Raw genomic sequence first — 14,193 nt, forward strand, 5'->3', positions numbered from 1 at the left:
TCAAACCTTGCGCAACTACACCGCTCAATCGACCCTCAGCACAATCTTCCCGCGAATATGCCCCCGTGCCGCGCGCTCATGGGCTTTAGCGGCATCCGCCAGCGCAAAGCTACTGTCGATCACCACGCGTAACGTCCCCGCATCGAGCAAACGGCCGACCTCTGCCAGCTGTGCGCCGTTGGAACGCACCTGAGTCGCCGACACCGTAACGCCCAACTGCGCCGCTTCCTCGGCACCGGAAAAGCCCAAGGGAAAGATCGGGAACAACGCGCCGCCGCGTTTGAGCGTGCGCAAAAAGCGCCGCGTATTCGGCCCGCCCACGGCATCAATGACCAGGTCAATATCGCGCACCACCTCTTCGGCAGCCGTCTGGGTGTAGTCGATAAACTCATCGGCACCCAGCTCGCGCAAGAACGCCTCGTGCTCAGCCGAAGCCACCGCAATCACCCGCGCTCCCCGCCATTTTGCGATTTGCACCACCAGATGCCCCACGCCGCCTGCGGCGCCATTGACCAGTACCGTCTTGCCTTGCAAGGGCACCGGTTGGTGCATTGAGGGTTGCAGCGGGTTCGGTTCGTCATGGCCCAGTTCGATCATGAATTGCCATGCCGTCAGCAACGACATGGGCGCAGCGGCGGCATGTTGGTGATCGATGCCTGGCGGCTTGAGCGCGAGTTCCGTGGCGGGCACGGTGACGTACTCGGCATAGGCTTTACTCGGCCCGAAGCTGGGGAAACGGACCATCGCATACACCTCGTCACCGACGCTGAAACCGCTGACATCATCGGCCAACGCTTCGACCACGCCCGAGATATCCGTGCCGAGGATGACGGGGAAGGGCACCTGAGGCTGCCATTCAGGCGGCAGCATCTTGTAGCCGTCGCGCAGATACCAGTCAGGAGGATTGACCCCGACCGCGCGCACCCGGACCAGCACTTCACCGGGCCGGATCTCGGGCAGCGGTGCGTCCTCGTAACGCAGCACCTCAGGACCGCCAAATTCATGTTGTCGCACTGCTTTCATTGTCTTGCCGACCATTGCTTTCTCCCTATCCAGGCATCGGATATGATTAACGGAACATGGCTCCGAATATACGGATCAGTGTTCCGATTAGTCAAGAAGGCCTTTATGAGAGCTGACGCGCAGAAAAACTACGCCCACATCCTGACCGTCGCCCGTGAGGTATTCACCGAGCAGGGTGCCGAGGCCTCAATCCGCGATGTCGCGCGCAAAGCCGACGTCGGCCTGGGCACGCTGTACCGCCACTTTCCGAGCCGTGAAGCCTTGTTCGAAGCCTTGCTGCGCAGCAGCTTCAATACCCTGCAGATGCGCGCCGAAGAGCTACAAAGCATGGAGCCGGCCGATCAGGCACTGGTGACCTGGCTGCGGGAAATCGTCGAAATCGCCTGCAGCCTGCGCGGCGTCATCGCTGCCATGGTCGCCGCCATCGAAGAACCCGACTCGGCACTGCATGCGTCGTGCGTCACCATGAAAGCGTCCGGCACACGACTGCTGGAACGCGCCCAGGCGCAAGGGCTGGCGCGCAGTGATATGGATGGGGCGGATCTGTTTGCGTTGGTGGGGGCGTTGACGTGGATACAGGATCAGCCAGCGTTGGTCGGGCGGGGTGAGCGGTTGTTCGGGATTATTTCGGGGGCGATTTTGGTGGGGCGGGCGTAGGTGCGCGGTGATTGCTGAAGAGCCGTCCTGTACCGTTTAACAGGGGCGCTATCGAGGGCGCCCGCTATCGTCCCCAACCTGACAATCAAACCTGCTCTCAGGCCCTATTGTACGTCCGTAGTCTGGCTGCCAATTGCGAGGGCGGCGTCAGGATGGCCAAGGCCACCGCCACGATCAAGAGCGCTGGCACGTCACCTGCCAAGTGCCCCATTTGCCCCGGCCGGGTGACCGCCTGGACGGCCATGATTCCTCCGTGTACGGCGCTAGACCATACGGTGAACCAGATCAGGCTCAGATTGGCTAACGGATCCCGTGCGGCCAGGATCAAGAACACGCCAAGTGTGGCGTAGATGCCAACGATCATCATCGGATAGTCCGAGTGACCAACGTGCCAGGCCCAGCCGGACGGCCAGAACAACATGAGTGGGTAGAGCGCAAGGCACGCGAGGCCAGCCGAAATCAGAACGACGCGCAAATACCTGAGGCGATCGACTACCGTCATGGCGGACTCCTCTTTGGGCTTGACTCTAAATTGGCCCTTCACGGGCTGGGTGGGAAATATCCTGGTCCAGGCCGGGCATTATGACAGTCAGGTGACTGCTGACGGGGTTTATGCACCATGCGCAAATCCCGGTCTGTTCAATCAGTTCCAGCATTAGGCCAAGCATAGCTTCATATTTACTATTGCTGCGTCAACGGACTGCTTGCGACCCAATGCAGGCGGTCAGCACTGGTACCAGTACGGGAAGTAGTTGTTTGAGAGTGTGCAAGGCAACGGCATCCCCTGACGGGGAACTCAACCAGCTTGCCTCCGGGTATTGAGATACAGAAACCCTCGCCGGGAGCCCGAATGGTCGGTGCTATGGGTTGCTTAAAAGGTTGATTGCCTTAACCGATTTACCAAAACCGCATCACTCATTCCTTCAGGGCGGACCGGGCTCATCCGGAGCGCGCGCTGTCGCTATCAACAAGACCAGCGAAGCGTGCCAAACCAGCAGGTACAATCCCCTGTCACTGACAACCCGGAGCCTGCGCCTTTAATGTCGTTGTTCAATCGTTTGACTGCATTTTCAACCCAGAGCGGCAGGGCGGTCGGCCTTGTCTGGGCGACTTCGCGCCCCTTGTTCGGCGGCTTGATCGTGGCGACGCTGATCGCCGGCATTTTGCCCGCGCTCGCCGCCTGGATCGGCCAGCGGATCGTCGATGCGGTGGTTCAGGCGATGCAGATCCATGGGAATGGCAGCCAGGCGCCCGTATGGCCTGTCCTGCGTTACGTGTTGGCCGAGGCGGGCGTATTGGCGTTGCTGGCCGCAGCGCAACGGGCGCTTTCCATGCAACAAGCGCTATTGCGGGTGCAGCTGGGGCAGAAGGTCAACCTGATGATCCTGGAAAAGGCCCAGACCCTTTCGCTGCTGCAATTCGAGGACTCGGCCTTTTACGACAAGTTGGTGCGCGTGCGCCGCGATGCATCGACCCGGCCACTGGGCCTCGTCACAAAAGGCCTGGGGCTTACGCAAAACCTTATCTCGCTTGTCAGTTTTGCGGTTCTGCTGGTGCATTTTTCCCCTTGGGCGCTGCTGATCCTGGTGCTCGGCGCGCTGCCGGTGTTCTTCGCCGAGACGCATTTTTCCGGTAATGCCTTCCGCCTGTTTCAGCGTCGCGCCCCGGAAACCCGCCATCAAAATTACCTGGAAGCATTGCTGTCCCATGAGGCGCACACCAAGGAAGTGAAGCTTTTCGGCATGGCGCCGTTGTTGCTGCAACGCTATCGCGACAATTTCATGCGCCTGTACGCCGAAGACCGTCGGCTCACCGTGCGACGCGACGCCTGGGGCTTTGCCCTCGGGCTATTGGGCACTGCCGCGTTCTACCTGGCCTACGCCTGGGTGGTACTGGACACCGTGCGTGGCCAGACCACACTGGGGCAGATGACTATGTACCTGGTGCTGTTCAAGCAAGGCCAGGTCGCCATTACCGCCAGCCTCAGCGCGATTGCCGGTTTGTACGAGGACGGCCTGTACCTGTCTGATCTCTACGAATACCTTGAGGTGCCGGTGGCACCTGAACGCGGCACGCTGAAGGCCGGTGCACGCCCAGGCGACGGCCTGCGCTGCGAGCGCTTGGGGTTCCGCTACCCGGGTGCCGCGCACCCCACGCTCAGCGACATCAGCCTGCACCTGACGCATGGGATGAGCCTGGCCCTGGTGGGCGAAAACGGCTCGGGTAAAACCACATTGATCAAACTGCTTACCCGACTCTATACGCCTGACGAAGGCCGAATCCTGCTGGACGGCAGCGATTTGCAGGACTGGGACGAACAGGCCTTGCACCAGCGCATCGGGGTGATCTTTCAGGACTACATTCGTTACCAGATGACGGTCGGCGAAAACCTTGGGGTGGGTGACGTCGACGCTTTCGATGATCAGGACCGCTGGCGCGATGCGGCCACTCAAGGGATCGCTGCCGAATTCATCGAACGCTTGAGCAACGGTTATCACACGCAGTTGGGGCGCTGGTTCTCCGGTGGGCAGGAACTGTCTGGTGGGCAATGGCAAAAGTTAGCGCTGTCGCGGGCCTACATGCGCCGTGAGGCCGATCTGCTGATTTTGGACGAACCGACGGCCGCCCTCGACGCTGCGGCGGAGGCTGCCGTATTCGAGCACTTCCGCGAGTACGCCAAGGGGCGCATGACGTTGCTGATTTCCCATCGATTCTCCAGCGTGCGCAACGCTGATCACATCATCGTGCTGGATCAGGGCCGGATTCTGGAACAAGGCACCCACGTGCAACTGATGGCTGGCGGCGGGCGCTATGCCAGCCTGTTCGACATCCAGGCGCGCGGGTATCGGTAACCGCCCCCGACCAAGCACTGACGAGGCAACGCTCGTTTAGTCTTCCAGGTAGTAATGGTTGAACAAACCGGCGGCCTGTAGGCCGATCAACAATCCATTTTTTAAACGCCGAGATTTCGTTACCGACTACAGGGCAGTCCTATTTCTCTGCTTCCAGATTGAACGCCGGCTTTATCTGGAAGCACCGTCAAAATCCGTCGTCTTTAAAAACGCCACGAACGCCCGTAGCGCTGCCGATTGGTGGCGGCGACTTGGAAAATAGAGGTAAACGGCTTCCAGGGGGCAAGACCATGCGGGAAGGACCCGTGACAGCCTTCCCGATGCCATAAGGTTGGACACATACGCGGCAGGCGCGTTAACAATCCCCAATCCCCGCAGCGTCAGCTCGATTTGCGATGCCAGGTCGTGGACAACCATGGATGTCGGCGGGACGATTTGTACCACCTTGCTCGCAGATTCCAGCGTCCAGGGGATGATCAAACCATCGATCTGACTGCGGCATATGATGGCGCGGTGATTGAGCAGATCGTCGGGATGCTCGATCACTTGGTCGCGAAGATATGCAGGGGATGAGACGAGCACCGCTTGCGACTTGGGCGCAATGGGCAGCGCCACCATATCCTTCTCAATGCAGTTGCCGTAGCGTAAACCTGCGTCATAGCCTTGTTTAACGATGTCGATGAGCCGTGCTTCAACGGCAATTTCAAGTTCAATATCGGGGTAGATATTCTGAAACGCCTGCAACGCTGGCGCGATGAATAACTCAAACGGCGCGCGTGGCATCGTCAGCCGCAAAGGGCCGGTGGGTCGTCCTGCCCGACCCGATACCTCTTCTGCCGCCTGCCGCAACTGCGAGAGAGCAGGGCCCGTCGCGAGCAAATAGTCGTTGCCGACATCTGTCAGGCTAAGGCTCCGCGTGGAGCGGCGAAAGAGCGACGTACCGAGTCGCTCTTCAAGAGCGCTGATCGCCTGGCTAACGGCTGATGGTGAAATGCCCAGTTGCCTCGCAGCCTCGGAAAAACTGCCGGCTTCTGCGACGGCCACGAACATGGCCACACCTTCGGTACTGTCCTTCTGTCGCATTTAAGACCTTTAAGTTTTACTTCAAGCGTCATGCTCGATTATGGGACTAATAGCGATGATTCGCTCATCATAAGATGTCTTTCCAATGAACCAAGACATTAAAAAATGGACACTGACCTTATCGCCATTGCACCGGAACCCACGTCGACAGCGCTATCGTTCAGTCGGCGGTCTGTACTTATCAATATGAGCGCAGCCGCTGTGCTGATGTCCGGCGGCAAAGCCTGGGGGGCTCTGTTGTCCACATCCACGTTGACCTCGCGCATGTTCAGCACCCCTCGCCATACGACGCATTATCTGGATTCCGGGCCAGCCGACGGGCCGCTGATGATGTTCCTGCATGGTTGGCCGGAGCTTGGCCTGGTCTGGCGCGCGCAGATGCAAGCGTTCGCGGCAAAAGGCTGGCACTGCGTTGCCCCGGATATGCGCGGCTATGGCAGTTCTTCCGCGCCAGAATCCACCCGTGAATACACAATGGAAAAAATCGTGGCGGACATGGCCGAACTTCATGACCATCTCGGCGGCAAGCCCGCCATCTGGGTTGGCCACGACTGGGGCAGTGTGGTGGCGGGTGAGTTGGTGGCTCACGAACCGCAGCGCAGTCGCGGCGCGGTGCTGATCTCCGTGCCGTATTTCCCTGACACCAACGCGTTACCGACGCTGGTTCCATTGGTTGATCGGGCGATCTATCCCGCCAACCACTTTCCGGATGGTCAATGGGACTATTACCGCTACTACAACACGCACTTCGCGTCGGCCGTCGCTGACCTGGACGCGGACAAAGCGGCGTCGCTGGCCTCGATCTATCGACGAGGTGACCCGGCGAGTATTGGCAAGGTCGCGTCGAATGCCGAAGTGACCAGCAAAGGGGGGCGGTTCGGCGCCAGTCATCGTGCCCCGCCTACCCAGCCTGATCCGGCGCTCTGGCCTGCACCGGACTTCTCGGTACTGGTGCAGGCATTCGAGGCGCGAGGCTTCCGTACTCCCTGCGCATGGTATCTAAACGATGATGCCAACATCGCTTACGCTCACCGAGCGCCTGATGGCGGCAGGCTGTCATTGCCCGTGCTATTTGTGAACGGCGACTACGACCAGATGAACAACATCAAGGGCAATCGGTTGGGCGATCCGATGCGGGCGGCTTGTGCAGACCTCACCATTACGAGCCTGCCAGGCGCGCATTGGCTGCCTGTGGAGTGCAAGTCAGAACTCGTGGTTGCCATTGATAGCTGGCTTCAAAGTAAAAAGCTTTGATGCCCTGGCGTAGCCCCAATCGTCTTTATTTACGCGTTCATATCAGTCGATGTTCGGCGTCTCAACAGGCTTGCAACGAAGCATACCGATCGTAGCCGCGCAATTTGGCAGACCTCATACAAACAGACTGCGTTCCTGCTCGAACATATCGGCCACTTCATCGGCAACCACACGGATGGAGGCGTCCTTACGGTCGCGGCTGCGGGTGAGTAGATACACTTCCCGGCTGGAGGGCACTACACCCAGATCGCATACCCGCAATATTGGATCAGTGCGGCCAATGTAGTGGGGAATCAAGGCGAGTCCGATACCTGATCGGGCCGCCATGGCATGCAGAGCCTGGTCCTTGGCGCGAAAGGCTACGCGAGCACGGGGGAAGTGCCGGGCCGTCCATTTCTCTTGGGACAGGTAAGCATCGGCTTCGTTAAAGCCAATCAGAACCAGATTGCCCCCCGCTTCAACCGACCGGCAGGCCTCCTCCGTCCCGTAGAAACCGTATCCGACAGTGGCCAGCGGACGCGCGATAATATCGCCGTCCTTGGGTCTGTCGAAACGGATGGCAATATCCGCTTCGTGTCTGTCAAGGCTGACGGAACGCAGCGCAGGGGACAGGTCGATATCCAGCTTGGGATAACGGGCTGTCAATGCCGGAAGGCGCGTTATAAGAAAGCCGCCAGCTAAGCCGGGCGATGAACTGATCCGTATAAGACCTGCAGGTTTGCCGTCCTGCAGGCCTCGGCTAAGGATCTGCGCAGCTTGCTCCATGTCACTGGCAGCCTCAAGCGCGTGCGTACCGGCCAACGTCAGGGCATAGCCGTCCGGGCGGCGCTCGACAAGCTTCTCTCCGAGGCTGTCCTCCAGTGAGTGAAGCCGCCGCGCGATTGTCGCGTGGTTGACGGAGAGCATTCTGGCGGCGGCGGACAAGCTTCCGTGCCGGGCCAGCGCCAAAAAAATTCTGACATCCTGCCAATCGAGGTCTGTGCGTTTTTGATCAGTCATTGATCGAAGATAGGGAATTTTCGATCATCTGACAACGCTTTATCTTTCGCTCACCAAACGAGCATGAAGGAGTAAAGCGATGTCAGACATCAAGAAAGTTGCGATCGTCACCGGCGCCTCACAGGGGATGGGTGAAGCTATCGTGAACGCCTATCGGGCCAGGGGTTACGGAGTCGTCGCCACGTCGCGTTCGATCCAGCAATCCACCGACCCGGACCTGATCACTGTTGCGGGTGACATTGGCGATCCCGAGACGAGCAAACGGCTGGCAGCAGCGGCGCTCGAGCGGTTTGGCCGTATCGACACGCTGGTGAACAACGCAGGCATTTTCATCGGCAAGGCGTTTACGGACTACACAGAAGAAGATTACCGCTTGAAGTTGAAGACTAATCTCGACGGTTTCTTCTTTGCCACCCAGGCGGTCATTCCGGTGATGCTGGAGCAAGGCAGCGGCCATGTCGTGCAGATCACCGCCTCTACGGCGGAGTTTGCCAGTTCTCGTTCGCCCGCCTTCATTGCCATGTTGACGAAAGGCGGTATGAACTCCGCCACCAAGAGCCTGGCGATCGAATATGCCACCCGCGGCATTCGCGTGAACGCCGTTGCTCCCGGCGTCATTCGCACGCCGATGCACAACCCGGAAATTGTTGAGCAGTTGGCAGCCTTTCACCCCATGAATAAGCTGGGCGAAGTCGAGGATATCGTGCGCGCGGTTCTCTACCTTGAGGATGCCGCCTTCTCGACCGGTGAAATCCTGCACGTCGACGGCGGCCTGATCGCCGGCCGTTGATTCCCTCAGAGGAGAGCGCCCTCGGCGCTCCCCGTCGCCCTTGGATAATATCTATGCCAATCGTAAACATCCTTGTCACCCGTGAAGGCACCACACCGGGAAGCCAGCATTCCCGGTCAGCGTTTGACTGACCAGGCATCCGGATTCACCAGATTTGCCGGCCGCTCACCATTCAAGGCGCTGAGCAGATTGTCCACCGCACAACGTGCCATCGCCTCACGGGTCTCGAACGTTGCCGAGCCCATGTGCGGGGTGGCGACCACATTATCCAACTGCAACAGCGCAGACCCTTTATCCAAAGGTTCATGCTCAAACACATCCAGACCCGCCGCGCGAATCCGTTGATGACTCAACGCATCAATCAGTGCCTGTTCGTCCACAATCTTGCCACGGGCAATGTTGATGAAGATCGTCTCCGGGCGCATCAGCGCAAATTGCTCGGCGCCGATCAGGCCCTCGGTTTCTGCCGTCAGCGGTAATGTCAGGCAGACAAAGTCCGCCTCTTTGAGCAAGTCCTGAAGGCTTCGATACTCGGCATTGAAGCGGGCCTCAACGGCAGGCTTGGGCGAGTGGCTGTGATAGAGGATCGGCATGCCGAAGCCGAAATGGCCGCGCTGGGCCAGGGCTTCGCCAATTCTGCCCATGCCGATGATGCCCAGCTTTTTGCCGTGAACATCACTGCCAAAATGCGCAGGCCCGATGTTTTGCGTCCATTGACCGCTGCGTACCAGGTTTGCAAGCTCAACCACACGCCGCGCAGTGGCCATGATCAAGGCAAAGCCGGTATCGGCAGTAGTTTCGGTCAGGACATCCGGGGTATTGCTCAGCAGGATGCCGCGCTTTGTCAGGTAATCAATGTCGTAGTTATCGACGCCCACCGAGACGCTTGAAACCACTTTGAGCCTGGGCGCCAGATCCAGCAACGCGGCATCAAGCTTCAGGCTCGCGCCGAGCAAGCCATCGGCCTTGTGCAAGGCATCACGCAGGCAAGCCAGGCCATCGTCGGATTTGGGGTCATCAATCAACGTGACCTCAGCGTGCGCCTGCAAACGTTGCATCAGCGGTGCCGAGAGTTTTTTGTACAGCACTACATGGTTGTTCATAGGTCGATTCCAGTCAGGAGTGCGCAGGGGCACGACGAACACTCGGATCATCCTGCAAGGGCTGCGGTTTATTGTCCGGCTTGAGCAGCAGCGTCAGCACCACCGAGACCAACAAAGCCCCGCTCATGAACAGATACGACGCACTCAGTGAACCGGTGACCCCATTGAGGTAGCCCACCAGGTAGGAGCCGGCAAACGAGCCCAGTGCGCCCAGGCTATTGATAAGCGCCATGGCCCCACCCGCGACGTTGGCCGGCAGAATTTCCGGCACGATGGCAAAGAACGGACCATAGGGTGCATACATACACGCGCCCGCGACCACCAGCAGTGAATACGACCACCAGAAATGCTCGGTACCCAACGCATATGAGCCATAAAACGCCACGGCAGCCAACAAGAGTGGCGGCCAGACGAACGCCTTGCGTTTTTGCAATTTGTCCGACGCCCAAGACACCAGGATCATGCCGATAACGGCCGCCAGATAAGGCAACGCCGAAAGCCAGCCGGCCTCAACCATATCCATTTGCATGCCTTTTTTAATGATGGTCGGCAGCCACAGCACAAAGCCGTACACACCGATACTCCAGCAAAAGTATTGCGCGGCCAGCAACAGCACCTTTGGCGAGCGGAACGCTTCGGCATAATTTTTTACCGGCTTGATGCCAACCTGCTCGGCGTCCAGTCGGGTCTGCAACTCATCCTTCTCTTCAGCCGTCAGCCACTTGGCCCCGGCCGGACGTTCGTCCACCAACCGCCACCAGATAAATGCCCAGATCACTGCTGGCAAACCTTCTACGATGAACATCCAGCGCCAGCTGAAATGCGCTACCAGGTAACCCGACACCACTGACATCCACAGCATGGTCGTTGGGTTGCCCAGGATCAGCACAGTGTTGGCCCGTGAGCGTTCGGCTCGTGTGAACCAATAGCAGAGGTATACCAGCATGGCCGGCATCACGGCGGCCTCGACCACGCCAAGCATGAAGCGGATACCGATCAACATATAGGCGTTGGAGACCACACCGGTCAGGGTGGCCAGGCCGCCCCACAGAATCAGGCTGACAAAAATCAGCTTTTTCACGCTTTTCTTTTGCGCGTAGATCGCCCCCGGCACCTGAAAAAAGAAGTAACCGAGAAAGAACAACGCCCCGAGCAATGAGGACATGCCGGGGGTGATGTGCAGGTCCTCGGCCATGCCCGACGCCGCCGCGAAACCGTAGTTGGCGCGGTCCAGGTAAGCCAGGCTGTAAGTGATGAATACGATGGGCATGATCAGCAGCCAGCGGCGTTTGAGGCCGCCAGGCCGGGTGGTATCGAGTAGCTTTGCCATGTCAGGCTCCAGTGTTGTTATTGTTGAGCAGGTGGTGAATGACGCAGCCCCCCAAACGGGTCAGGCGGTTTGTGTCTGTGACATTTGCGCAAGCTGCGCCGCCTGCAAGGCAGCACGGGTGGGCAGCCCTTCCATATCGCCCCGGCTTTGCACCGCCAGGCTGCCAATCCAGTTACCCCGCGCGGTAGCCTGTGCAAATCCGAGATTTTCCAGTAGCGCGCTGATCACACCGACGGCAAAACCATCTCCTGCGCCCACCGTGTCTACGACATGCGCCACAGGCTGGCCGGGCACGAAAGCCTCAGCCAATTCAGTGCGGTAATACGCGCCACTGGCGCCGAGTTTGATCACCACGGCTTCAACCCCTTTGTCCAGATAGAACCGGGCAATGTCCGCCGGCGTGTCAAAACCCGTCAGCAACTGGCCTTCGGCCAAGCCCGGCATCACCCAATGGGCCAGGCTGGCAAGGTGATTGATCTCGCGGATCATGGTTGCCTTACTCGACCACAGCGATGGCCTCAGATTAGGATCGAACGACACGCTGCGCCCGGCCTCACGCATCTGCCCCATCAGCTCGCGGGACAACGCACGGCAGCTGTCGGAAAGAGCAGCCGGAATACCGGTGGCGTGCAGATGGCGTGCCTTGAGCAGCCTGGGGACAATGTCATCGACGCAGAGATGGCTGGCCGCCGAGCCGCGGCGGAAGTATTCGACGACCGGATCCGCGCCTCCAAGCTCCAGTGATTTGAACTGAAAACCGGTGGGATGGCGCGAATCGACGGTCACGTGCTGACAGTCCACGCCTTCCTGCCGAAGACTGTCAGTGACGAATCGCCCCATGGAGTCGTTGCCGACCCGGCTCAGCCACGCCACGTTGAAACCCAGCCGGGACAAACCGATAGCGACGTTACTGTCGGCCCCGGCGATTCGTTTTTCGTAATGACGTACTTGCGCCAGATCACCGGGTTGCTCGGCGACTAGCATGGTCATGGTTTCGCCGAACGAAAGGATATCGATATCAGACATGACTGGCCTCCCCGGCACTGTGAACGGGCGGTAGAGGGCCGAGGCAGGCGAGGAGTGCGACCTGTTCTCGCGTCACGCCAAGCAGGTCATCACCTTGTAGCGGGTATTCCACAGCACGGGGCAAGCCTTGCGCGAAGTGCTCGAACAGCCGTTCCCAGAGTTGCAGGTCGGCCTGTTCAGGTGGCAAAGCGATCAATTTGCCAGCCGGGTTACGGCGGACGGCTTTGCAATGGACGTACTCGACATAACGCCCCAGTTGCTGCGCAGCGCCCATCACGGATTGTTCCTGCCAGAGCCAGTTACCAATATCGAACGTCATGCCGAGGGGCAATTGAAGCCTCTGTACCGCGCTGAAAAAAGCCACGAGTGGCTCGATTCGACCGCCTTGCGAGGTTTGGTCGTTTTCCACCAACAGACGAACATCGTGGCGCGCCAGGTGTTCCGCCAACTGCGCAATATCACAGCGCTCGGAAAAATACCCCAGCGACACCTTGAGCCATGCTGCGCCACAGGCGATGGCACGATTGAGGGTAGGTTCCAGCTCAGGATTGACCTGAGTCTGCCCTTGCAGCCACAGCTCGAGTGGCGCCGAGTACAAACATTGCAGACCCTGTGCAGCGATCTGCTCGGCCATTGCGTAAAGATCCTCATCGAGAAGCAGTTCTTCGCGCACCTCGATTCGCGTCACACCCGCCTCGCCCAACAGCGGAATAAAACTGGCCTGACCTCGCTCACGAACCAGGTCGGCACCAAAGGCACCCAAGCTAATGGCAACGGGGTATTGATTCATTATTGTTGTCCTCTGAAACCGGTTTCATTTTTATTTGAATGGGCACAATTACAAAAGTTCGCGTAAATCCCAGCGGTAGACCTGCGGTATTAAGGGGGAGGGCGTCAGCGGCCTGGGCGTGTAGAACCGCGCACGATCAGCTGTGCAGCAAAGTCGTAGGTTCGCGCCGGCGCCTGATCGCCCGCCAGACGCTTGAGCAGACACTCAAACGCCGTGACGCCTATCTCATGAGTGGGCTGAGCGAGTGAGGTGATGCCGCTGCCTACCAGCGGGTACCAATCCAGCTCATCGAGGGCGATCAGCCCCACCTCGTCAAACAACGGGCAGCCAAGCTCATGCAGCCGACGTGTGGTAATCAGCGTCGCCACACCATTACCTGTGAAGATTGCCTTGGGCCCGGGGCCGCTGGCAGCCAGGAATGCCTGCAGCCGCCGCCCCAGCTTGTCACTGGTTTCACAGACCTGCCCAAGCATGTCCGAACGCAGAGCTATTTGCGCCATGAACGCCTCGATGCGCTCGATCCGCGAGCTGGTGCCATCCTGCGGTTCAGTCACCAGCAGAATGTCGCGATAACCCGAGATGTACAGATGATCGAGGGCTTGCCTGACAGTAGCGGTGTTGTCCAGCCCGACCAAATCGCTGTGCAATTCATCGACCTTACGATCGACCAGAACCATTGGTAGTTCGTTGTGCAGTTCGCGCAGTTCATCCAGGTGATGGCCGAGCGTGTTCACGATCAGCCCTTCGATGTTGTAAGAACGCAACGCCGCCAGATGCAGGCGCTCCTGCTCATCGTCGCGGTCAGTGTTGCACACCACCAGGCTGTAGCCGTGTTTGCGGCACGCGGTTTCTACGCCATGCATGACGGCAACGGAATAAGGATTGCGGATGTCGGCCATCAGCATGCCGATCAGGCGAGTACGCCCGCGCTTGAGCCCTCGCGCCATTTGATTGGGGCGATAACCGAGCGTCTCGATAGCCTGTTCGATACGCCGGGCAATGGCGACAGACAGCAGTTGACGGTCATCACCGATAAAACGGGAGACGCTGGCCTTGGATACACCCGCCAGATCAGCGACGTCATTCATGGTCACGCGTGCACGTGAAGGTGTGGGAAAGCTGGTCACGGCCTGGTCCTTTTTGGTCTTGTCTGCAGGCTTGTACGGATAGAGCATTGCTGCCCTGAAACCGGTTTCAGGAAACACCAAAGCTCGCCTATCGTCAATGCAGAATCGGATAAAAGGATGGATCAGAGGCTGAGTGTGGCCGTTGATTCGAAATTAATC

At 59.1% G+C, this 14,193-nt stretch carries 13 protein-coding genes; 4 read left to right on the forward strand and 9 right to left on the reverse strand.

All coding sequences use genetic code 11. The annotated features are described in order from the left end of the window. Positions 1–24: 24 nt before the first annotated feature. Positions 25–1,038: an NADP-dependent oxidoreductase gene (locus tag AC1Z24_RS10240; RefSeq protein WP_483745540.1), complete on the reverse strand. Its 1,014-nt coding sequence runs from the start codon at positions 1,036–1,038 to the stop codon at positions 25–27. Positions 1,039–1,128: 90 nt separating this feature from the next. Here AC1Z24_RS10240 and AC1Z24_RS10245 point away from each other — a divergent pair, with 90 nt between their 5' ends. Then, positions 1,129–1,680, forward strand: coding sequence for a TetR/AcrR family transcriptional regulator (locus tag AC1Z24_RS10245; RefSeq protein ID WP_483745541.1), 552 nt, complete (start codon positions 1,129–1,131; stop codon positions 1,678–1,680). 97 nt (positions 1,681–1,777) lie between these two features. Here the strand turns inward: AC1Z24_RS10245 and AC1Z24_RS10250 are convergent, their stop codons facing one another. After that, positions 1,778–2,182, reverse strand: a complete 405-nt coding sequence (locus AC1Z24_RS10250) for a DUF6632 domain-containing protein (RefSeq protein ID WP_483745542.1) — start codon at positions 2,180–2,182, stop codon at positions 1,778–1,780. A 538-nt stretch (positions 2,183–2,720) separates the two neighbouring features. On the opposite strand from AC1Z24_RS10250, the gene AC1Z24_RS10255 reads away from it, so the two are divergent. After that, a complete protein-coding gene (locus tag AC1Z24_RS10255) occupies positions 2,721–4,532 on the forward strand; it encodes an ABC transporter ATP-binding protein (protein WP_483745543.1) in 1,812 nt (603 codons plus the stop codon). Positions 4,533–4,703: 171 nt separating this feature from the next. Here AC1Z24_RS10255 and AC1Z24_RS10260 read toward each other — a convergent pair whose 3' ends face one another. Next, positions 4,704–5,582 carry a LysR family transcriptional regulator gene (locus tag AC1Z24_RS10260; RefSeq protein ID WP_483745544.1) on the reverse strand — a complete coding sequence of 293 codons (879 nt, stop codon included), beginning with the start codon at positions 5,580–5,582 and terminating at the stop codon, positions 4,704–4,706. A 270-nt stretch (positions 5,583–5,852) separates the two neighbouring features. Between AC1Z24_RS10260 and AC1Z24_RS10265 the strand changes: the two genes are divergently transcribed. Continuing rightward, entirely contained in the window at positions 5,853–6,869 is a 1,017-nt protein-coding gene (locus AC1Z24_RS10265) for an alpha/beta hydrolase (protein WP_483746588.1), read from the forward strand. A gap of 114 nt (positions 6,870–6,983) precedes the next feature. On the opposite strand, the gene AC1Z24_RS10270 is transcribed toward AC1Z24_RS10265, so the two are convergent. Continuing rightward, positions 6,984–7,868, reverse strand: coding sequence for a LysR family transcriptional regulator (locus AC1Z24_RS10270; RefSeq protein ID WP_483745545.1), 885 nt, complete (start codon positions 7,866–7,868; stop codon positions 6,984–6,986). 79 nt (positions 7,869–7,947) lie between these two features. On the opposite strand from AC1Z24_RS10270, the gene AC1Z24_RS10275 reads away from it, so the two are divergent. Beyond that, entirely contained in the window at positions 7,948–8,658 is a 711-nt protein-coding gene (locus AC1Z24_RS10275; RefSeq protein WP_483745546.1) for an SDR family NAD(P)-dependent oxidoreductase, read from the forward strand. 116 nt (positions 8,659–8,774) lie between these two features. On the opposite strand, the gene AC1Z24_RS10280 is transcribed toward AC1Z24_RS10275, so the two are convergent. The 5 genes from AC1Z24_RS10280 to AC1Z24_RS10300 form a co-directional block, all read right to left on the reverse strand. Continuing rightward, a complete protein-coding gene (locus tag AC1Z24_RS10280; RefSeq protein WP_483745547.1) occupies positions 8,775–9,761 on the reverse strand; it encodes an NAD(P)-dependent oxidoreductase in 987 nt (328 codons plus the stop codon). Positions 9,762–9,774: 13 nt separating this feature from the next. Next, positions 9,775–11,091 (reverse strand): MFS transporter, encoded by a 1,317-nt coding sequence (locus AC1Z24_RS10285; RefSeq protein WP_483745548.1) that lies wholly within the window; start codon positions 11,089–11,091, stop codon positions 9,775–9,777. Positions 11,092–11,151: 60 nt separating this feature from the next. Continuing rightward, the gene (locus tag AC1Z24_RS10290; RefSeq protein WP_483745549.1) at positions 11,152–12,117 is read right to left on the reverse strand and encodes a sugar kinase; all 966 of its coding nucleotides are present in this window, start codon (positions 12,115–12,117) and stop codon (positions 11,152–11,154) included. Next, positions 12,110–12,907, reverse strand: a complete 798-nt coding sequence (locus AC1Z24_RS10295) for a sugar phosphate isomerase/epimerase family protein (RefSeq protein WP_483745550.1) — start codon at positions 12,905–12,907, stop codon at positions 12,110–12,112. The genes AC1Z24_RS10290 and AC1Z24_RS10295 overlap by 8 nt, the downstream gene beginning before the upstream one ends. A 104-nt stretch (positions 12,908–13,011) precedes the next feature. Next, entirely contained in the window at positions 13,012–13,995 is a 984-nt protein-coding gene (locus AC1Z24_RS10300; protein ID WP_483746589.1) for a LacI family DNA-binding transcriptional regulator, read from the reverse strand. Between the last annotated feature and the right edge of the window lie 198 nt (positions 13,996–14,193).

Source organism: Pseudomonas sp. JL23 (assembly GCF_056933585.1).